The sequence below is a fragment of the Pseudomonas sp. FW507-12TSA genome (assembly GCF_058781435.1).
This window is the reverse complement of record NZ_JBYSWT010000005.1, coordinates 195649-215333: the sequence shown is the minus strand read 5'-3', so window position 1 is coordinate 215333 and position 19685 is coordinate 195649. Positions and strand designations below refer to the sequence as shown.

At 65.2% G+C, this 19685-nt stretch carries 15 protein-coding genes; 11 read left to right on the top strand and 4 right to left on the bottom strand.

Going from position 1 to position 19685, the window contains the following annotated elements; all coding sequences use genetic code 11:
- Positions 1-16 precede the first annotated feature (16 nt).
- The 5 genes from AC3WK8_RS07290 (at position 17) to AC3WK8_RS07270 (ending at position 5365) form a co-directional block, all read left to right on the top strand.
- The gene (locus AC3WK8_RS07290; RefSeq protein ID WP_085597508.1) at positions 17-313 is read left to right on the top strand and encodes a DUF2934 domain-containing protein; all 297 of its coding nucleotides are present in this window, start codon (positions 17-19) and stop codon (positions 311-313) included.
- 101 nt (positions 314-414) lie between these two features.
- Positions 415-2580 (top strand): glycogen debranching protein GlgX, encoded by a 2166-nt coding sequence (gene glgX, locus AC3WK8_RS07285; protein ID WP_085597507.1) that lies wholly within the window; start codon positions 415-417, stop codon positions 2578-2580.
- Positions 2581-2924: 344 nt separating this feature from the next.
- Complete coding sequence (locus tag AC3WK8_RS07280; RefSeq protein ID WP_085597506.1) at positions 2925-3683, top strand: PIG-L deacetylase family protein; 759 nt, start codon at positions 2925-2927, stop codon at positions 3681-3683.
- A gap of 84 nt (positions 3684-3767) precedes the next feature.
- Complete coding sequence (locus tag AC3WK8_RS07275; protein ID WP_085597505.1) at positions 3768-4574, top strand: endonuclease/exonuclease/phosphatase family protein; 807 nt, start codon at positions 3768-3770, stop codon at positions 4572-4574.
- Between the two features lie 101 nt (positions 4575-4675).
- Complete coding sequence (locus tag AC3WK8_RS07270; protein WP_085597504.1) at positions 4676-5365, top strand: alpha/beta hydrolase; 690 nt, start codon at positions 4676-4678, stop codon at positions 5363-5365.
- Between the two features lie 60 nt (positions 5366-5425).
- On the opposite strand, the gene glgB is transcribed toward AC3WK8_RS07270, so the two are convergent.
- From glgB to AC3WK8_RS07255, 3 genes are all read right to left on the bottom strand, one after another.
- Positions 5426-7657 (bottom strand): 1,4-alpha-glucan branching protein GlgB, encoded by a 2232-nt coding sequence (gene glgB, locus AC3WK8_RS07265; protein ID WP_103324224.1) that lies wholly within the window; start codon positions 7655-7657, stop codon positions 5426-5428.
- Complete coding sequence (gene treS / locus AC3WK8_RS07260) at positions 7654-10998, bottom strand: maltose alpha-D-glucosyltransferase (RefSeq protein ID WP_103324225.1); 3345 nt, start codon at positions 10996-10998, stop codon at positions 7654-7656. Before treS ends, glgB begins: the two co-directional genes overlap by 4 nt.
- A gap of 76 nt (positions 10999-11074) precedes the next feature.
- Positions 11075-13069 carry an alpha-1,4-glucan--maltose-1-phosphate maltosyltransferase gene (locus AC3WK8_RS07255; protein ID WP_103324226.1) on the bottom strand — a complete coding sequence of 665 codons (1995 nt, stop codon included), beginning with the start codon at positions 13067-13069 and terminating at the stop codon, positions 11075-11077.
- Positions 13070-13280: 211 nt separating this feature from the next.
- Here AC3WK8_RS07255 and AC3WK8_RS07250 point away from each other — a divergent pair, with 211 nt between their 5' ends.
- A complete protein-coding gene (locus tag AC3WK8_RS07250) occupies positions 13281-13481 on the top strand; it encodes a hypothetical protein (RefSeq protein WP_103324227.1) in 201 nt (66 codons plus the stop codon).
- A gap of 11 nt (positions 13482-13492) precedes the next feature.
- On the opposite strand, the gene AC3WK8_RS07245 is transcribed toward AC3WK8_RS07250, so the two are convergent.
- Positions 13493-13978 carry an MgtC/SapB family protein gene (locus AC3WK8_RS07245; protein WP_103324228.1) on the bottom strand — a complete coding sequence of 162 codons (486 nt, stop codon included), beginning with the start codon at positions 13976-13978 and terminating at the stop codon, positions 13493-13495.
- Positions 13979-14158: 180 nt separating this feature from the next.
- On the opposite strand from AC3WK8_RS07245, the gene AC3WK8_RS07240 reads away from it, so the two are divergent.
- From AC3WK8_RS07240 to AC3WK8_RS07220, 5 genes are all read left to right on the top strand, one after another.
- Positions 14159-14392 carry a DUF3203 family protein gene (locus tag AC3WK8_RS07240; protein ID WP_085597499.1) on the top strand — a complete coding sequence of 78 codons (234 nt, stop codon included), beginning with the start codon at positions 14159-14161 and terminating at the stop codon, positions 14390-14392.
- Between the two features lie 207 nt (positions 14393-14599).
- Entirely contained in the window at positions 14600-16015 is a 1416-nt protein-coding gene (gene ccoG, locus AC3WK8_RS07235; protein WP_103324229.1) for a cytochrome c oxidase accessory protein CcoG, read from the top strand.
- A 151-nt stretch (positions 16016-16166) separates the two neighbouring features.
- Complete coding sequence (gene mapR, locus AC3WK8_RS07230; RefSeq protein ID WP_053130369.1) at positions 16167-17576, top strand: GntR family transcriptional regulator MpaR; 1410 nt, start codon at positions 16167-16169, stop codon at positions 17574-17576.
- A gap of 226 nt (positions 17577-17802) precedes the next feature.
- Entirely contained in the window at positions 17803-18843 is a 1041-nt protein-coding gene (locus AC3WK8_RS07225; RefSeq protein ID WP_103324230.1) for a hypothetical protein, read from the top strand.
- A 15-nt stretch (positions 18844-18858) separates the two neighbouring features.
- On the top strand, positions 18859-19656 hold the full coding sequence (locus AC3WK8_RS07220) for a PoNe immunity protein domain-containing protein (protein WP_103324231.1): 798 nt from the start codon (positions 18859-18861) through the stop codon (positions 19654-19656).
- The last annotated feature ends 29 nt before the right edge of the window (positions 19657-19685 follow it).

Genomic DNA, 19685 nt, shown 5'->3' with positions numbered 1-19685 from the left:
GCGCGGGAGCATTGCAATGAGTACCGACGACAAACGCATACGTGAGTTCGCCTATCAAATCTGGGAATCGGAAGGAAAACCCCAGGGCCAGGAACAACGCCATTGGGAAATGGCCTGCAAGCTCGCCGAGGCCGAAGCCCTGGCCCCGGCCAAGCCGCCCAAGGCCACGCAGGCCAAGCCGGCAGCCGCCAAGCCCGGGGCCAAGGCGGCGGTCAAGCCCAAGGCCAAGTCGGCCACCACAGTGCTGCCACCGGGAGAGAAACCGGCCGCGGCCAAGAAACCCCGGGCGCCACGCAAGCCGCCCACCAACTGAAATATTCCGCAGCCCGGCCCACACCCTTGCCGTTGTGACACTGCCAGTGCCGCAATGATCGCCTTCGCGCCTGTTCCACCCTTCTCATTGCAGGAGCAACCATGAGTACAGTCACCAAGCACAGCCTGACCGCAAGCCCCGATGGCGAGCCTTCGCGCATCCGTGAAGGCCTGCCCTTCCCCCTGGGCGCCACCTGGGACGGCCTGGGCGTCAATTTCGCCCTGTTCTCGGCCAACGCCACCAAGGTCGAGCTTTGCATCTTCGACGCCGCCGGCGAGGTGGAGCTGGAGCGCATCGAACTGCCGGAGTACACCGACGAAATCTTCCACGGCTACCTGCCCGACGCCCATCCCGGGCTGGTCTATGGCTACCGCGTGCACGGCCCCTACGATCCGGTCAATGGCCATCGCTTCAACCCCAACAAGCTGTTGATCGACCCCTATGCCAAGCAACTGGTGGGTGAACTCAAGTGGTCCGAGGCGCTATTCGGCTACACCATCGGCCACCCCGATGCCGACCTGAGCTTCGATGAGCGCGACAGCGCGCCCTTCGTGCCCAAGTGCAAGGTGATCGACCCGGCCCATACCTGGGGCAACGACCAGCGCGTCAGCGTGCCCTGGGACAAGACCATCATCTACGAGACCCATGTCCGCGGCTTCACCATGCGCCACCCGGCGGTTCCCGAGCAGTTACGCGGCAGCTTCGCCGGGCTGATGGTCGAGGACGTGCTCAAGCACATCCGCAGCCTGGGGGTGTCGTCGGTGGAACTGCTGCCGATCCACGCCTTCGTCAACGACCAGCATCTGCTGCAAAAAGGCATGACCAACTACTGGGGCTACAACAGCATCGCCTTCTTCGCCCCGGACCCGCGCTACCTGGCCAGCGGCAAGATCGCCGAATTCAAGGAGATGGTCGCGCACCTGCACGAGGCCGGCCTGGAAGTGCTGCTGGACGTGGTCTACAACCACACCGCCGAGGGCAACGAACAGGGTCCGACCCTGTCCATGCGTGGTATCGACAACGCCTCGTACTACCGCCTGATGCCCGACGACAAGCGCTTCTACATCAATGATTCCGGGACCGGCAACACCCTGGACCTGAGCCATCCGTGCGTCTTGCAGATGGTTACCGACTCGCTGCGCTACTGGGCCGGCGAGATGCACGTCGATGGTTTCCGCTTCGACCTGGCGACCATTCTCGGGCGCTATCACGATGGCTTCGACGAGCGCCACAGCTTTCTCGTCGCCTGCCGCCAGGACCCGCTGCTGCGCCAGGTGAAGATGATCGCCGAGCCCTGGGATTGCGGCCCGGGCGGTTACCAGGTGGGGCGCTTCCCACCGGGCTGGATGGAGTGGAACGATCGTTTTCGCGATACCGTGCGCGCCTTTTGGAAAGGCGATGACGGCCAATTGGCGGATTTCGCCGGGCGCATGACCGCCTCCGGAGAGATGTTCAACCAGCGGGGGCGCCGCCCGTACGCCTCGGTCAACTTCATCACTGCCCACGACGGCTTCACCCTGCACGACCTGGTGTCCTACAACGACAAGCACAACGAGGCCAACGACGAGAACAACCAGGACGGCAGCAACAACAACCTGTCCTGGAATCACGGGACAGAAGGCCCTACCGACGATCCGGCGATCAACGCCCTGCGCCTGCGCCAGATGCGCAACTTCTTCGCCACCCTGCTGCTGGCCCAGGGCACGCCGATGATGGTGGCCGGCGACGAATTCGCCCGTACCCAGCACGGCAACAACAATGCCTATTGCCAGGATAGCGAGATCGGCTGGGTCAACTGGGACCTGGACGACGATGGCAAGTCGCTGCTCAAGTTCGTCAAGCGCCTGGTCAAGCTGCGCCTGAGCTATCCGATCCTGCGGCGCGGACGCTTCCTGGTAGGCAACTACAACGAGGATATCGGGGTCAAGGACGTGACCTGGCTGGCCCCCGACGGCAGCGAAATGACCACCGAGCATTGGCAGGATGCCCATGGCCGGTGCCTGGGCATGCTGCTCGATGGCCGCGCCCAGGAAACCGGCATCCGCCGCCCGGGTGCCGACGCCACGGTGCTGCTGGTGGTCAACGCGCACCACGACATCGTCAACTTCCGCCTGCCGCAAGTGCCGGCCGGGGAATTCTGGACATGCATGCTCGATACCAACCAGCCGGCGGTGCGCGGCCAGGAACGCCTGGATTTCGGCCATGAATACTCGGTGACCGGGCGTTCGCTGCTGCTCTTCGAGCTCCAGCACGAGGATCAGGAATAGCCGCAACCCAGGCCGGGTCGGCCTGGGAACGCCTTGGAACAGAGGCTTGGGGGGACGCCTGGCGCTTTTCGGGGACGATATTCGGCAGGGCGACATACCTGGTAACGAAATACGTCTACCCTATCAAGCGGACCGCAATCGACAAATTATCCTGGCGCCCCCTGTGTGGACGGCGCCGGGCTGAGTATGATTGCGCAGCTATCACGGCGTTCCAAAGGGATGGGACACCGGTACTTCACGCTGAGGCAGGTGCCATGAAATCAGCGTGCGTGCAAACCCAGGGCCGATGCTGAACGCTCGTTCAGCTTTTCGCATACGACCCGGAAACAGGGATGTATCACGTTATGAAAGCCATATCCGCAATAGATAACAGCTGGCCCAGCCAGATCTGGAACAGCGCCCATAACCTGGCCGAGGTCCCGGCCATCAATCTTGCCAACCTGGTACCGGCCGGTTCCCGCGCGGTGATGGTGGCTCCGCATCCCGGTGACGAAGTGATCGCCAGTGGCGGCCTGCTGCAAGTGCTGGCCCACCACGGCCACCCCCTGGAGCTCATCTCGGTCAGCGATGGCAGCGCCAGCCACCCCGGGTCCGAGGTCTGGCCGGAACGCCGCCTGAGTGTGTTCCGGCCCCAGGAAAGCGCCGAGGCCCTGCGCCGCCTGGGCCTGCCTTTGCATAGCCTGAAATGGATTCGCGGCGGGTTCGCCGACAGCGCCTTGAGCGAGCGCGAGCAGCAGTTGGTGCCGTTCATCAGCCGCTACCTGCGCCCCGGGGACGTGGTGTTCAGTACCTGGCGCGAAGACGGCAACCTCGATCACGAGGCCGTGGGCCGGGCTGCCGCCAAGGCCGCGGCGCAGGTGGGGGCAAGGTTCTGCGAGATCCCCGTGTGGGCCTGGCACAGCTCGGCCCGCGAGGAGCACCAGATTCCCTGGCAACGCGCGCGCAAGCTGCGCCTGGACACCTGGACCGTGGCCCGCAAGCGCCACGCCGCCCATGCCTACGCCAGCCAACTGCAGGGCGAGCCGGAGATCGGCCTGCAGCCGTCGCTGTCGCCCATCGTGCTCGAACGCATGCGCCTGCCCTACGAAATCATCCTCATGTAGCGCGGTCCGGGTGGAATCCAGCTGAACGCCAGCGCCGGTCATCAGTCCCAAGCAGTAACCGCCACTGATTTCACAGGAGCGAGCGTGAACAGCGACTCCACCCGGCCAGTGCCCCGCGGGGCCACCCAGCGGTTGCGCATCCTGACGGTCAACACCCACAAGGGCTTCACCGCCCTGAACCGGCGCTTCATCCTCCCCGAGCTGCGCGAAGCGGTGCGCAGCACCCAGGCCGACCTGGTGTTCCTCCAGGAGGTGCTGGGCGAGCATGGCCGCCACGCCTCGCGCCTGGACAACTGGCCTTCCCAGTCGCAGTACGAGTTCCTCGCCGACAGCATGTGGAGCGACTATGCCTACGGGCGCAACGCGGTGTATCCCGATGGCCATCACGGCAACGCCGTGCTGTCGAAATTCCCCATCCGCCAGTATCGCAACCTCGATGTGTCGATCACCGGCCCCGAGCGCCGGGGCCTGCTGCATTGCGTGCTGGATGTGCCTGGCCACGACGAAGTGCATGCCATCTGCGTGCACCTGAGCCTCCTGGAAAGCCACCGGCAGCTACAGCTGGCCCTGCTCTGCCAACTGCTCGAATCCCTGCCCGGGCAGGCCCCGGTGATCATCGCCGGTGACTTCAACGATTGGCAGCTGCGCGGCAACAGCATCCTGGGCCGACGCAACGACCTGCACGAAGCCTTCGAACGCCATCATGGCCGCCCGGCCCGCACCTATCCGGCACGTTGGCCGCTACTGCGCCTGGACCGCGTCTACCTGCGCAACGCCGGCAGCCACAGCCCGCAGATCCTGGGCAACAAACCCTGGACCCACCTCTCCGACCACCTGCCCCTGGCGGTGGAAGTCCACCTGCCGGAACCTGCCGTACATCCGGATTGCTGAACCGGCACTGGCGCCGCGCCGAGGCTGATGCATGCTCTGTAACGGACAGGGACCCTGGGCGTCCGCCCGGGGCCGCCGCTGCCGTGAAAAGGAGCGATGCCATGAGCGATACCCCCACGATCGTCCTGGTCCACGGGTTCTGGGGCGGCGCCGCCCACTGGAACCGGGTCATCGACGATCTGCTGGAACGCGGCCAGCAGAAGATCCGCGCGGTAGAGTTGCCCCTGACGTCCCTGGCCGACGACGTCGAGCGCACCCGCAATCTGCTGGCCCAGCAAGCCGGGCCGGTACTGCTGGTGGGGCATTCCTACGGCGGCGCGGTGATCACCCAGGCCGGCCACGAGGCCAACGTCGCAGGCCTTGTGTACATCGCCGCCTTCGCTCCCGACAGCGGCGAGAGCCCCGGCAGCCTGACCCAGGAGTTTCCTCCCGCGGCCGCGGCCAACCTGGAACCGGACAGCGACGGCTACCTGTGGGTTCGTCCGGAGCGCTTCCATGAGAGTTTTTGCCAGGACCTGCCGCCCCGCGAGGGACTGATCATGGGCCTGGTCCAGAAAGCCCCGCTGGCCAGCACCTTCGGCGATACCCTGGGCGCCCCGGCCTGGCGCGACAAACCCTCGTGGTACCAGATCTCCAGCGCCGACCGCATGATCGCCCCGCACAACCAGGAGCGCATGGCCGCGCGCTTGAACGCGCGCAAGGTGATCCGCCTGGACGCCAGCCATGCCTCCCTGGCCTCGCAGCCGCACGCCGTGGCCGGGTTGATCGCCGAGGCCGCCGCCAGCCTCTGATCGGCCAGGGCTGGCGTTCAACTTCGGCAGCGGCTAAACGAAGCGCGCCCTTTAGTCGTGTCAGTGGCCGGGGCGCAGGATCAGCACCGCCAGGGGCGGCAGGTTGAGCACCAGGGACAGGGCCTGGCCGTGGCTTTCCTGTTCTTCGCTGAAGGCTTCGCCGGCGTTGCCGTAGTTGGACCCGGCATAGAGCTGCGAATCGCTGTTGAGTACCTCGCTCCAGCGCCCGGCCAAGGGTACGCCCACGCGATACCCCTCGCGTGGCACCGGGGTGAAGTTGGCCACCACCAGCAACGGCTCGCCATTGCGGCTCCAGCGCAGCCAGGCATACACACTGTTGAGCGCATCGTCGCCAATCAGCCACTGGAAGCCCTGGGGCACGTGGTCCTGCTCGTGCAGCGCCGGATACTCGCGGTACAGGCGGTTGAGGTCGCCCACCAGCTGTTGCACGCCACGGTGTTCGGGATATTGCAGCAAGTACCAGTCCAGCTGCTGGTCGTGGTTCCACTCGCGCCACTGGCCGAATTCGCAGCCCATGAACAACAGCTTCTTGCCTGGATGGGTCCACATGAAGCTCAGGTAGGCCCGCAGGTTGGCGAACTTCTGCCAGCGATCGCCGGGCATCTTGTCGATCAGCGAATGTTTGCCGTGCACCACTTCATCATGGGAGATCGGCAGGATGAAGCGCTCGGACCAGGCATACACCAGGCCGAAGCTCAGCTCGTTGTGGTGGTGGGCCCGATAGACCGGGTCTTGCTGGATGTAATGCAGGGAGTCGTGCATCCAGCCCATGTTCCACTTGTAAGCGAAGCCCAGCCCGCCATGCTCGGTACTCTGGCTGACCCCGGGCCAGGCGGTGGATTCCTCGGCGATCACCAGGGCGCCCGGCGCCTCCAGGTCCACCACGTCGTTGAGATGGCGCAGGAACTCGATCGCCTCGAGATTTTCCCGGCCGCCGTGACGGTTGGGCACCCACTCCCCGGCCTTGCGCGAGTAGTCGCGGTAGAGCATCGAGGCCACCGCATCGACCCGCAGCCCGTCGATATGGAAATGCTTGAGCCAATGCAGGGCCGAGGCCAGCATGAAGCCGTGGACCTCGGTACGCCCGAGGTTGTAGATCAGGGTGTCCCAATCCTGGTGGAAACCTTCCAGGGGGTTGCCGTACTCATACAGCGCCGTGCCATCGAACTGCGCCAACCCATGGGTATCGGTGGGAAAGTGCGCCGGTACCCAGTCCAGGATCACCCCGATCTGCGCCAGGTGGCAGGCATTGACGAAGGCCGCGAACTCCTCGGGCGTACCGTAGCGGGCGCTGGGCGCGAACTGCGCCAGGGGCTGGTAGCCCCAGGAACCGCCGAACGGGTGTTCCATGATCGGCATCAGCTCGATATGGGTGAAGCCCAGTTCCTTGACGTAGGGAATCAACCGTTCGGCCAGCTCCGGCCAACTGTAGTGGCGGGCCACCTCGCCCACGTCGTCGACCTCGCACTGCCAGGAACCGGCGTGCAGCTCGTAGATCGCCAGCGGCGCATCGACCCGCTGGCGTTCGCCACGGGCCAGCATCCACTCCTGGTCTTGCCAGTCGATGGCCAGCGGCGCCGCGACCTTCGACGCGGTGTCGGGCGGCATCTGGGTCGCCAGGGCTACCGGGTCGGCCTTGAGCGGCAGGATGCCGTGGGGGCCCAGGACCTCGTACTTGTAGGATTCACCAGCGTGCAAGCGCGGGATGAACAGCTCCCAGACCCCCGAAGGATGGCGCAGGCGCATGGGATGCCGACGGCCGTCCCAGACATTGAAGTCACCCACCACCGAGACCCGCCGGGCATTGGGCGCCCACACCGCGAAACGCACACCGGCGACGCCGTCCACCGTGGTTAACTGGGCTCCCAGGCAACTGCCGAGGTCGCGGTGATTGCCTTCGGCGAACAGGTACAGGTCCATTTCGCCAAGCAACGGCCCGAAGCTGTAGGGGTCTTCGCTGACCTGTTCGCCACCGGCCCACTGCACACGCAGCAGGTAGGGCCGGGCCTCGGGAAAATGCCCGGCGAACAACCCCGGCACCTCGTCGGCTTCCAGGTTGCCGAGCAATTGCTGCTGCTCGCGGTCCAGCACCTGGACACTCAGCGCTCCGGGCAGGAAAGCCCGGATGACCTGCCCACCGGCACCGTCGCCATGGGGCCCGAGGATGGCGAACGGGTCGTTGTTCTCGGCCCGGACCAGGGCCTCGATAGCCCCGGCCGGTGGCAGCAACCTCTCCTGGCGCCGCTCCTGCTCCCTGTTCGAGAAATTCATGACTGCTCTCCATCGATGTCGTAAAAGTCCGGTAGTTCACGCAACAGGCCGGCCAGGCCGCGCAGCGGCACGTGCAACCAGGCGGGCCGGTTCTGCGCCTCATAGGCCAGCTCATAAGCCGCCTTCTCCAGGCTGAACAGCACCAGGGCGGCATCGGCCGCCGGCGCTCGCCAGCCATGGGCAAGATTAGCCGTCGCCTGTCGGTACGCCGTGACGAAAGCCTGACGGGAGCGCTCCAGGTAGCGCCCGACCACGGCTTGCCGGACCGCCTGGGCATCCGGCGCGCCATCCACCGCCGGCGCCTCCAGGGCCAGGGCCGCGGCGTAGTCGAACGAACGCAGCACGCCACTGACATCCTTGTAGGGGCTGTGCTTGGCCCGGCGTTCCGCCAGGGGCCGCGCCGGCTCGCCCTCGAAGTCGATCAGGTAGGCATCGCCCTTGATCACCAGCACCTGGCCCAGGTGCAGGTCGCCATGGACCCGGATGCGCAAGCCGCCCAACAATTGCCCGGCCAGTTGATCGACTGCGGCGAGGATGCGCCCCTTGTGCCGCAACAGGCGTCGGCACAGGCCACGGTCGGTCTCGGCCAGGCTGTCCTGGTGTTCTTCGAGCAATTGCAAACTGTGTTCCAGTTGCCCACTGACTTGGCGCTGGCAAGCCTGCAGGTCCTCCTGGGTATAGGCCTGGGGCGCGAAGTCCGCAGTACTGCCGGGGGCGGCGAGCAGCATGTGCATTTCCCCCAGGCGCTGGCCCAGGAGCCCGGCGAAGTCCTGGAGTTCGGCGAGGGCGTTGTAATGCTGCTCCTGTTCGGAAACGGCGCTGGCCAGCTCGTCGCGGATCGCTCGCTCCAGGTTGCTCTGGGTCCACTCCCAGGCGTCGCCCTGGTTGCTCAGGTAGCCCTGGGCGATCATCAGCAGGTGATCCTCGCCCTGCGCGTCACGGCGCACCACCGAGCCCAGCAATGGCGAAATATGGGCAAAACCGGCCTGGGTGAGAAAAGCGCCCATTTCCAGTTCCGGGTGGATGCCGCCGGCCACCTTGCGCACCAGCTTGAGCACCAGGCTTTCGCCCACCACCACCGAGCTGTTGGATTGCTCGGCCGACAGGTAGCGCACGTCGACCTCGGCATCCAGGCCCAGGCGCTGCAGTTGCGGGCTGCCATCGAAACGGATCTGCCCGGCGTCGCTGTCCAAGCGAGCCTGGGCCTGGAGCGCCTGGAGCACGCTGCGCACGAAGCTGTCGAGGGCAAAGGCATCGGTGATCAAGCCCACCTGGCGCCCGCGCCGGACCCGGGACATGGCCAGTTGCTGGGGCAAGGCGCTGCTGATCTGGTCCTCGGCCAGCAGGCCGAATGGCACCTGGTAGCGCTGGCTCCGGCCCTGGCTGGTGACCTCGATCTCGCCCAGCAGCACCGGATGCTGCGGATCGCCGAAGCGCACGCCATACACCAGCTGCACTTGGCCCAGGGTGCTGTCCTTGTCGGCGAACCAGCGGCGCTTGGGCAGCCAGCTGGGCAGGATTTCCTGCTCCAGGGTGGTGCGCGCTGGCGCCTCCAGCAATTCCTCGAGGCGTTTCTTCAACACCAGGGTGGTGAACTCCGGCAGGCTCTCGGACGGCTCGACATGCCAGCTGGGCATCTGCTGCTCGCTGGCCAGGACGAACCAGTAGAAGCCATAGGGCGCCAGCGTCAGCAGGAAATTCAATTGGCCGATGGGCGGGAAGGCGCTGCCGCCGAGCATCTCCACCGGCACCATGCCGGCGAAGCTCGACAGGTCCAGCTCCGCCGCCTGGGCGCTGCGCGAGACGTTGGCCACGCAGAGGATGATCTCCTGCTTGCCATCGGGCCCGGTGTATTCGCGGGTATAGGCCAGGATCCGGCGATTGTTCGGCGACAGCATCTTCAGCGTGCCCCGGCCGAAGGCCCTGGATTGCTTGCGCACCGCCAGCAGGCGCCGGGTCCAGTTGAGCAGCGAATGCGGATCGCCGGACTGGGTCTCGACGTTGACCGACTGGTAGCCGTAGAGCGGGTCCATGATCGGCGGCAGCACCAGGCTCGCCGGGTCGGCCCGGGAGAAACCGCCGTTACGGTCGATGGACCACTGCATCGGCGTGCGCACGCCATCGCGGTCGCCCAGGTAGATGTTGTCGCCCATGCCGATCTCGTCGCCGTAGTACAGGGTCGGGGTACCGGGCATCGACAGCAGCAGGCTGTTGAGCAGTTCGATGCGCCGCCGATCACGCTCCATCAGCGGTGCCAGGCGCCGGCGGATGCCCAGGTTGATCCGCGCCCGCCGATCAGCGGCGTAGTAGTTCCACAGGTAGTCGCGCTCCTTGTCGGTGACCATTTCCAGGGTCAGCTCATCGTGGTTGCGCAGGAAGATCGCCCACTGGCAATTGGCCGGGATTTCCGGGGTCTGGCGCAGGATGTCGGTGATCGGGAAGCGATCTTCCTGGGCCAGGGCCATGTACATGCGTGGCATCAGCGGAAAGTGGAAGGCCATGTGGCATTCGTCGCCATCGGCGCCGTTGCCGCTGGCCTGGCCGAAGTACAGCTGGGTGTCCTCGGGCCACTGGTTGGCCTCGGCCAGGAGCATGCGGTCCGGATAATGGGCATCGATCTCGGCGCGGATGCGCTTGAGCACATCGTGGGTCTCGGCCAGGTTCTCGTTGTTGGTGCCATCGCGCTCGATCAGGTAGGGGATGGCATCCAGGCGCAGGCCGTCGATCCCCATGTCCAGCCAGTGGCGCATGACCGAGAGCACGGCCTTCATCACCTGCGGATTGTCGAAGTTCAGGTCCGGCTGGTGGGAATAGAAGCGGTGCCAGAAGTACTGGCCTGCCACCGGGTCCCAGGTCCAGTTGGACTTCTCGGTGTCGAGGAAGATGATCCGCGTGCCGGCGTACTTCTGGTCGTCATCGGACCACACATAGAAGTTGCGCGCCGCCGAACCGGGCTTGGCCTTGCGGGCACGCTGGAACCAGGGGTGCTGGTCGGAGGTGTGGTTGATCACCAGTTCGGCGATCACCCGCAGTTCGCGCTTGTGGGCCTCGGCGATGAACCGCCGGACATCCGCCAGGGTGCCATAGTCGGGGCTGACCCCACGGTATTCGGCGATGTCGTAGCCGTCGTCGCGCCGTGGCGAGGGATAGAACGGCAACAACCAGATGGTGTTGACCCCCAGTTCCTTGATGTAGTCCAGCTTGGCGATCAGCCCGGGAAAATCGCCGACGCCATCGTCGTTGGAATCGAAATAGGACTTCACATGCACTTGGTAGATCACCGCGTCCTTGTACCAGAGCGGATCCTTGATGAAGGTCGCTGGTCGGGTTTTCTTCGCCATTGCTCACTCCTGAATCTGTTCAGAGGTCCCTGCCCGGCCACTGCCGCCTGGCCTTAGGGCCGGCGGCGCGGTCAGGTCAGTCGACGCTGATGCGCCAGATACCGAACGGCTGGGCCGGTTCAAGGCGCATGAACTGGACCTTGCCGTACCAGGTCCAGCGATGGCCGTTCATCAAGTCCTCGCCCTGGGTAGCGGCATCGTCGGGCAGGCCCATTTCCCAGAGTGGCAGCTCGAAATGCGCCTCCTGGGGGTTGAAGGGATCGAGGCTGACCGCCACCAGCACGAAGTTGCCGCCGTCGGCGCTACGCTTGCCGAAGTACAGGATCCGGTCGTTCCAGGCGTTGTACAGCTTGAGCCCCAGGTGCGATTGCAGCGCCGGGTTCTGACGGCGGATACGGTTGAGCTGGGCGATCTCGGCGATGATGTTGCCCGGGGCATTGAAGTCCCGCGGGCGGATCTCGTACTTCTCCGAATCCAGGTATTCCTCCTTGCCTGGCAACGGCGCCGACTCGCACAGCTCGAACCCCGAATACATGCCCCACAGGCCCGAACCCATGGTCGCCAGCGCCGCGCGGATGAGAAAGCCGGGGCGGCCCGAGTCATGCAGGAAGCCGGGGTTGATATCCGGAGTGTTGACGAAGAAGTTCGGCCGGAAGCATTCGCGCCAGGGCGACTGGTTCAGCTCGCTGAAATAACTGGCCAGTTCGCTCTTGGTGTTGCGCCAGGTGAAGTAGGTGTAGCTCTGGGAGTAACCGATCTTGCCCAGGCGCGCCATCATCGCCGGGGTGGTGAAGGCCTCGGCCAGGAAGATCACCTGCGGGTGCCGGCTGCGCACATCGCCGATCAACCACTGCCAGAACGGCAACGGCTTGGTATGCGGGTTATCGACCCGGAAGATGGTGACACCCTCCTCGACCCAGCCGAGCACTATGTCCCGCAGCTCCAGCCACAGGCTGGGGATGGCATCGGCGGCATAGAAGTCGACGTTGACGATGTCCTGGTACTTCTTGGGCGGGTTCTCGGCGTATTTGATCGTGCCGTCCGGGCGCCAGTTGAACCAGCCCGGATGCTCGGTCAGCCAGGGATGGTCCTGGGAGCACTGGATGGCGAAATCCAGGGCGATTTCCAGGCCATGGTCGGCGGCTGCGGCCACCAGCCGGCGAAAATCCTCGCGGCTGCCCAGTTGCGGATGGATCGCCTCGTGGCCGCCCTCCTCGCTGCCGATGGCATAGGGGCTGCCGGGATCGTCCGGAGCGGCGACCAAGGCATTGTTGCGGCCCTTGCGGTGGCGCCGGCCAATGGGGTGGATCGGCGGGAAATACAACACGTCGAAGCCCATGTCATGGATCATCGACAAGCGTGAATGCACATCATCGAAGGTGCCGTGGCGCGCCGGATCGTCGGTAATGGAACGGGGAAACAGCTCGTACCAGCTGGCGAACTGCGCACGCTCGCGCTCCACGTCCAATGGGTATTCGGGACTCAGGCTGAGGTAGGGACGCAGGTCGGCCTCGGCCATCAGCCGGGCACTGTCGGCACTTAGGAACAGCGCCACCTGCTCGGCCGCGAGCAAGCCGCCCAGTTGCTGGTGCAGTACCAGCAGTTGTTCGCGCAGCGCGCCTTCGCTGCGTTCGCCAGCCTGCTGCACCAGGGTCCGGCCTTCTTGCAGTTCCAGGCTGACCGGCTGGGCGGCCAGGTGCTTCTTTTCCAGCTCGTAGCAGAAGCTGGCGAACGGGTCGATCCAGGCCTCGATGCAGAAGCGGTAGCGGCCCGCCTCCGGCACCGGGAAGTACCCCAGCCAGGCGTCGTTGCCCTGGTCTTCCAGGACCCGGCTGTGCCAAACGTCCTGCCGTTCGTTGCGCCAGCGCACCCGCACCGCCAGCTTGTCGTGGCCATCGGCGAAGACCTTGCACCCCACCTCCACCTGCTGGCCCGCAGTGGCCTTGGCCGCGAACTGGCCGCCATCGAGCACCGGGCGGGTATCTTCGATGGCGATGCGCGGCAGCAGCAAGGCCTGGGACAACGGTAGGTGCGCCTGGTAGTCCGGTTCGGTCGGTTGTTCTGCGCTCATCGAGCATCACCCCTCTGTACTGTTTCTCGACGCTTGGCTGACCGGGTCGGCGATGCCCCGGTACAGCACTGGATCGACACACTTAGGTTCCGAGCCACCCGCCTTGCGGAAAGTTCAGCGCAATTGATCATCGAGACGGCGGGAATCAAATGCGCCGTTGCGGGGTCCACCGAACGAGCCGGTGCAACTGCAAGCACCCAGGAGGCCAGCAATGAGTATCCCGATCCCGGCGGATCCCCCTGATCCGAACATCGACCAGCCACCCCTGCCGCCCAGCGAACCACCGGCGGTTCCCGAGCAGGAGCCACCGGACAGCACCCCGCCGCCCAAGGTCGACCCGCCCATACCCAGGCCGCCGGTGCTGGCCGAGCAGCGGGAACAAGTGCGGCGGTTCGCCGGCAAGGATAGATAGACAGGCGGTATTCAGCGCTTTTCCAGGCGCCGCACGATCAACGGCATCAGGCTGAACACCATCAGTGCCAGCAAGGTGCTCAACAGCGCCGTGGCCTCGCCGGCCGCGACGCCGATGGCAGCGGTCATCCATAACCCGGCGGCGGTGGTCAGGCCCTTGACGTGCTGGCCTGCCTCCTCCTCTCGCCCCTTGAGAATGGTCCCGGCACCGAGGAAGCCGATCCCGGCGATCACTCCCTGGAGCACCCGGCTCATGGCATCGGACTGGGCTCCCGAAAGGCTCGGCACCAGTACGAACAAGGCGGCGCCCATGGCCACCAGCATGTGGGTGCGCACTCCCGCCGCCTTGCCCTTCTGTTCTCGCTCGAACCCCAGCACCGCGCCCAGCGCCGCTGCCAGCAGCAGGCGCAGGATGATCCGGGTCATCTGCCGCGCATCGCCGATATCGGCGAACTCCGCTTGCAGGGTCAGCCATACCTCATGCCACCAGGCGTCCATCGAGTGCTCCTCCGGCCATCCCGGCCCCGCGGGTTGCGGGACATGGGCTTCTTTAAGAATGGACCGCGGCGTCGGGCAGATGGTGCCGACCCATTGCCTGGCCGCCGTTGATCGCCGGCGGCGAACCCTGGCCGCGCTGCGGGCCCTAACCTGTATAGCCATCGCCAGGAGGTACCCGACATGAGCCTGCGCATCGAACAGCAGCACTGTTATTTCGACACCCAGACCCTCCACGAACGCCTGCCCGCCAGTGCCGTGACCATCATCACCGACAGCGCCAGGGCAATGTCGGCGGTGGAGATCAAGGGCGAGCGGATCTACATCACCGAAGCAGAAGCCGACGCATTGACCGTAGCAGGTGCCACCGACGGCCGACGCCACCTCAAGGCCTCCGGGGGTGATTCGGTGATTTGACTGACCTGGATCAGGGTCCGCCCCGCAGCCCTGTGCCATCAGCCTGCGGGGCCAGGTCCCTGGGGAACTTGCCGGGGTGCAGCAAGTTGTCGCAGGCCTCCTGGAAAGGCCATCTGATCCGCTTTTTTATCAAATAGCTGAGTCTGTTATGCAAACAGATCCGTGGTCATAGTTGCGCGGCCTGATGGAGGCTATGAGCGAACGACCATGAGCGAAAGAATCCCCGTCCGATTAGTAGAGACCTTCGAACCTTCACGCCCTAAACAGATGAAGACGAAGAGCACCGACAAACACGTCTATACCCGTAGTTTCAGCGGCCTGTTCCGCACCCTGCGCATGAGCGGCGCAGGGTTCCTGTTCCTCTTGTTCTTCGGCACCGTCTGGCTGAACTGGGGCGGACGCCAAGCAGTGCTGTGGGACCTGGCGCAAAGCAAGTTCCATATCTTCGGCGCCACCTTCTGGCCCCAGGACTTCATCCTCCTCTCGGCGCTGCTGATCATCTGCGCCTTCGGCCTGTTCTCCATCACGGTGTTCGCCGGCCGGGTGTGGTGCGGCTATACCTGCCCGCAGAGTTCCTGGACCTGGCTGTTCATGTGGTGCGAAAAGGTCACGGAGGGCGACCGCAACCAGCGGATCAAGCTGCAGGCCGCGCCCTGGAGCGCCAACAAGCTGGCCCGCCGTGCCCTCAAGCACACCCTGTGGCTGGGCATCAGCCTGCTCACCGGCCTGACCTTCGTTGGCTACTTCACTCCGATCCGGCCCCTGGCCCAGGAACTGATGACCCTGCAGATCGGCGGCCTGAGCCTGTTCTGGGTAGTGTTCTTCGCCGGCGCCACCTATATCAATGCCGGCTGGATGCGCGAAGCAGTGTGCATGCACATGTGCCCTTATGCCCGCTTCCAGAGCGTGATGTTCGACAAGGACACCCTGACCATTTCCTACAACCCGGCCCGTGGCGAAAGCCGAGGCCCGCGCAAGCGCGACGTCAAGCCCGCCGACGTCGGCCTGGGCGATTGCATCGACTGCCAGCTGTGCGTGCAGGTATGCCCCACCGGCATCGACATCCGCGACGGCCTGCAGATGGAATGCATCGGCTGCGCCGCCTGCATCGATGCCTGCGACTCGATCATGGACAAGATGGGCTACGCCCGCGGCCTGATCTCCTATACCTCCGAACATGAGCTGCAAGGGGGCAAGACCCACCTGCTGCGGCCGCGCCTGGTGGGCTACTGCGCAGTGATGCTGGTGATGATCGGCGCGCTGACCCTGGCCCTGGTGCAACGGCCGATGGTGTCCCTGGACGTGACCAAGGACCGTGGCCTGTTCCGCGAGAACGCCCTGGGGCAGATCGAGAACATCTACAGCCTGAAGATCATCAACAAGACCCAGCAACGCCAGCAATACCAGGTAGCCCTGGTGGATGGCGAAGGCTTCGAGCTGCAAGGCAAGACCGAGCTGAGCCTGGCTCCAGGTGAAATCATCGACTTGCCGGTTTCGGTGGCGCTGGTCCAGGAACGCCCGCAAAGCAGTTCCCAGGACATCAGCTTCAAGGTCAGCGATAGCGACGATCCGGGCATCCAGGCCGTGGCGGCGAGTCGTTTTGTCGCGCCGATGAACCGCTGAACCTCTAGAATGCCGTGGCGAGGGATATCCCGGGCCACGCCACGAGCACCCGCGGGCGCCCTGGACCTTCCTGGCGCCCGCGGGTCGCAGTCCCTACTCTCGCTACCTCACGCATGTCGCACCGATGACCAGACTGGATCTTGCACCGCAGATGAAACGCTACGAAAAATTCGCCGATGACATCGCCGAACTGATCCGTTCCGGGGTCCTGGGTCCTGGCCAGCGCGTACCTTCGGTGCGCTATGCCAGCCAGACCTATGGGGTCAGCCCGTCGACGGTGTTCCAGGCCTATTACCTGCTGGAACGCCGCGGGCTGATCCGTGCCCGTCCGCGTTCGGGCTACTTCGTCAATGCCCACGCGCCCAGCCCATTCTCCGAGCCGGTGATCAGCAGCGAAGTCAACGAATCCACCGAAGTCGATGTCAGCGAGCTGGTGTTCTCGGTGCTCGACTCGATCAAGGACCCGAGTACCGTGCCCTTCGGCTCGGCCTTCCCCAGCCCGACCCTGTTCCCCCTGCAGCGCCTGTCCCGCTCCCTGGCCAGCGCCAGCCGCGAGATGGACCCACGGGTGGTGGTCACCGACATGTCGCCGGGCAACCCGCAGCTGCGGCGGCAGATCGCCCTGCGCTACATGGTGGCGGGGCTGATGCTGCCCATGGAGGAGCTGCTGATCACCAACGGCGCCCTCGAGGCGCTGAACCTGTGCTTGCAGGCCGTGACCGAACCCGGCGACCTGGTGGCCATCGAGGCCCCGGCCTTCTATGCCAGCCTGCAGGTCCTGGAGCGACTCAAGCTCAAGGCGGTGGAGATTCCCGTGCACCCACGGGACGGCATCGACCTGGGGGTCCTGGCCCAGACCCTGGAGCGCCATCCGATCAAGGCTTGCTGGTGCATGACCAACTTCCAGAACCCCATGGGCGCGAGCATGCCCGAGGCCAAGAAACAGGAACTGGTGGAACTGCTGCGCCAGCACCAGGTGCCGCTGATCGAGGACGATGTCTACGCCGAGCTGTACTACGGCCAGCAAGCCCCGAAACCGGCCAAGGCCTTCGATACCGAGGGCCTGGTGATGCACTGCGGGTCCTTCGCCAAGAGCCTGGCCCCGGGCTACCGCATCGGCTGGGTGGCCGCCGGGCGCTACGCACAGAAGATCGAACGGCTCAAGCTGATGACCTCATTGTGCGCCTCGATGCCGGCCCAGGCGGCGATCGCCGACTACCTGCAACATGGCGGCTACGACCGTCACCTGCGCAAGCTGCGCTATGCCCTGGAAGAACAGCAAAGCGCCATGCTGGCGGCGATCGCCCGGCACTTCCCGGCCCAGACCCGGGTCAGCCAGCCCGCTGGCGGCTACTTCCTGTGGCTGGAGCTACCGCCGCAGATGGACTCGCTGAAACTGTTCCAGATGGCCCTGGCCCAGGGCATCAGCATCGCCCCCGGGCCGATCTTTTCCCCGACCCAGCGTTTTCGCAATTGCATTCGCCTCAACTACGGCAGCCCCTGGAACGAGACGATGGAAAAGGCCATGGAGACCCTGGGGCGGATCATCCGCTCGTTCTGACCCCCGCCGAGCGCAGCCTGTGCTTGACTGGCCGAACGCTTGAGGTCCTGCGGACCTTGGCGCAGTCCCGACAGCGGCTGCGGACTCGCTTCGTATGGCCGCTGCCGCAGGCTGTGCACAGGCGCGCAGCGGTCGCAGAGATACGCCCTTGGTGGTCAAACGACTTGCCCCCAGGCAGGCACTGGTGCAGCATCCGCGCTCGAATTTTCCAGGGAAGGAGCACGGCATGGTCGAAGACCTGTATTACGACGACTATCCAGAAGCCAAGGCCGAACTGAGCCAAGCCATCAAGCGCGGTCGCCTGCCGCTGCTGGCCCAGGAGCTCAACGCCTACGATACGGTCCAGGCGATCCTCGAACTGGATGCAGTGAACAATGACCAGGACGAAGCAGACGCCCTCTTCGACCTGGCCCTGGCCTTGATCGGCTGGATCCCCGGCCCCGGGCAGGAACTCAAGCTCATCCTGCGCCAGATCAACCGCGCCCCCTGGCGCCACGCCGAGAAACTCTTCGACCTGATCCGCCATACGCTGCTGAGCTGCCGGATCAAGACCAGCCCGGAACAACTACTGGAAAAATCCCTGGACTCCGCTCGCCTGACCGAGGAAATGCCAGAGATCGTCCGTGGCGTGCAGGCGTCCTCGACCTTCGCAGGCCTTGCCCCACGCCAGCAGCAACTGGTGCTGCACAACCTGGACGAGGCCCGGGACCACAGCCAGATGCTCATGCAAGCGGTGCAGCAACGCATCGCACCGTGGCTGGCGGTGCAACGCAACAGTTCGGCCCTGGCCCACAGCCAGGGCCCGGCCCTGTCGCCCAAGCCGCAATCGGCAGGCAATGCCAGTACCAGCAGCACCTTGCCCGCGGCCCGCGAGGCCGCCAGCATTCCACAAGCCATCAACCAGGGCATGGAGCACCTCACCGGCGACGGCCACTGGCTGGAACTGAACCTGCATTACTCCAACCTCGAACCCGTGTCCGGTGCCGCCTACCGGGTGGTCTTCACCGACGGTTCGCAAATCCAGGGGCACCTCGACGAAGAAGGCTTCGCCCGCCTGGAAGGCATCCCTGCCGGCACCGCCAAGGTCTACTACGGCGAAGACCCACGCCCCTACCAACGCCTGCCGATCCAGGCACTGGCGGCCGACCGCCCAGCCCTGGAGGAGGAGCTCGGCATCCTGTGCCTTGAGCCTACCGAGGTGGACCTGCCGACCCTGCTGCTGGAAGCGTCCGAGCGCAAGCCGGCTTTCACCCTGATCCCCTATTGAACCGAGGCGAGCGCGATGAACCGCAGGCAAGTGTTTCTCAGCCACAAACACTACTACCAGCTCAGCGAGCACCTGGAAGGCACCGAGGCCTTCTGGCAGGAGCACTCCATGGAGGCCGACTGCCCCCTCCAGGAAGCCTCCCTCAAGGCCCGGCAGGTGCAGCAAGCGCGCCTGCACCGGCTGATCCTCGGCTACACCGCTGGCGAGCCCATGCAAGCGCTGGCCCAGGCCCTGGACGCAGTGGTGGAGAGCTACGAGGACTACCAGCGCAAGCTGGCGCGCTATGAAGAACTGCCGGACATCGCGCCCCTGGCGATCGATCACTACCCTCATGACTTCGAGGAGTACGTACAGGTCATCAGCCTGTGCATCCTCCTGCAACGCAGCGACCTGCTGCCACGGGTGGCGCTGTTGCAGGATCGGGCCGGCTACCATGGCGAGGACGTGCTGATCGAGGATCTGCTCAAGGGTTTCCTGGCCGACCGGGTGGAGGTGGATGAGTGGTACCACGAGGTCTACACGCCCCTGGTGCGCGCGATCTACCACGAGGACCCGGCGCAAGCCCGAGAATTGCTGGTGGAGTACTGCAACCAGTGGTACCCGGCCTTCGTGCACGCTCCGTGGCACGACAGCCATAGTTTCGACGACGATGGCGGCTACTTCGGCTACTGGGCCTTCGAGGCCGCGGCCATCGTCTACCTCTACGGCCTGGACGATAGCGCGGTGCGGCACATGATCTATCCCCGGGACATGCTCCAATATGCCCGCCGATTCACCCCACCGAATATACCCGGGCAGGCGGCACAGGCCTGATGCATGCCGTTTTGGCTCCACTCATACAC

Coding starts and splice junctions, on each gene's coding strand:
- glgB (WP_103324224.1), bottom strand. CDS start 7,657: ATGAATTTCTCGAACAGGGAGCAGGAGCGGCGCCAGGAGAGGTTGCTG.
- AC3WK8_RS07280 (WP_085597506.1), top strand. CDS start 2,925: ATGAAAGCCATATCCGCAATAGATAACAGCTGGCCCAGCCAGATCTGG.
- AC3WK8_RS07250 (WP_103324227.1), top strand. CDS start 13,281: ATGAGTATCCCGATCCCGGCGGATCCCCCTGATCCGAACATCGACCAG.
- glgX (WP_085597507.1), top strand. CDS start 415: ATGAGTACAGTCACCAAGCACAGCCTGACCGCAAGCCCCGATGGCGAG.
- AC3WK8_RS07240 (WP_085597499.1), top strand. CDS start 14,159: ATGAGCCTGCGCATCGAACAGCAGCACTGTTATTTCGACACCCAGACC.
- AC3WK8_RS07245 (WP_103324228.1), bottom strand. CDS start 13,978: ATGGACGCCTGGTGGCATGAGGTATGGCTGACCCTGCAAGCGGAGTTC.
- mapR (WP_053130369.1), top strand. CDS start 16,167: ATGAAACGCTACGAAAAATTCGCCGATGACATCGCCGAACTGATCCGT.
- AC3WK8_RS07225 (WP_103324230.1), top strand. CDS start 17,803: ATGGTCGAAGACCTGTATTACGACGACTATCCAGAAGCCAAGGCCGAA.
- ccoG (WP_103324229.1), top strand. CDS start 14,600: ATGAGCGAAAGAATCCCCGTCCGATTAGTAGAGACCTTCGAACCTTCA.
- AC3WK8_RS07255 (WP_103324226.1), bottom strand. CDS start 13,069: ATGAGCGCAGAACAACCGACCGAACCGGACTACCAGGCGCACCTACCG.
- treS (WP_103324225.1), bottom strand. CDS start 10,998: ATGGCGAAGAAAACCCGACCAGCGACCTTCATCAAGGATCCGCTCTGG.
- AC3WK8_RS07270 (WP_085597504.1), top strand. CDS start 4,676: ATGAGCGATACCCCCACGATCGTCCTGGTCCACGGGTTCTGGGGCGGC.
- AC3WK8_RS07290 (WP_085597508.1), top strand. CDS start 17: ATGAGTACCGACGACAAACGCATACGTGAGTTCGCCTATCAAATCTGG.
- AC3WK8_RS07220 (WP_103324231.1), top strand. CDS start 18,859: ATGAACCGCAGGCAAGTGTTTCTCAGCCACAAACACTACTACCAGCTC.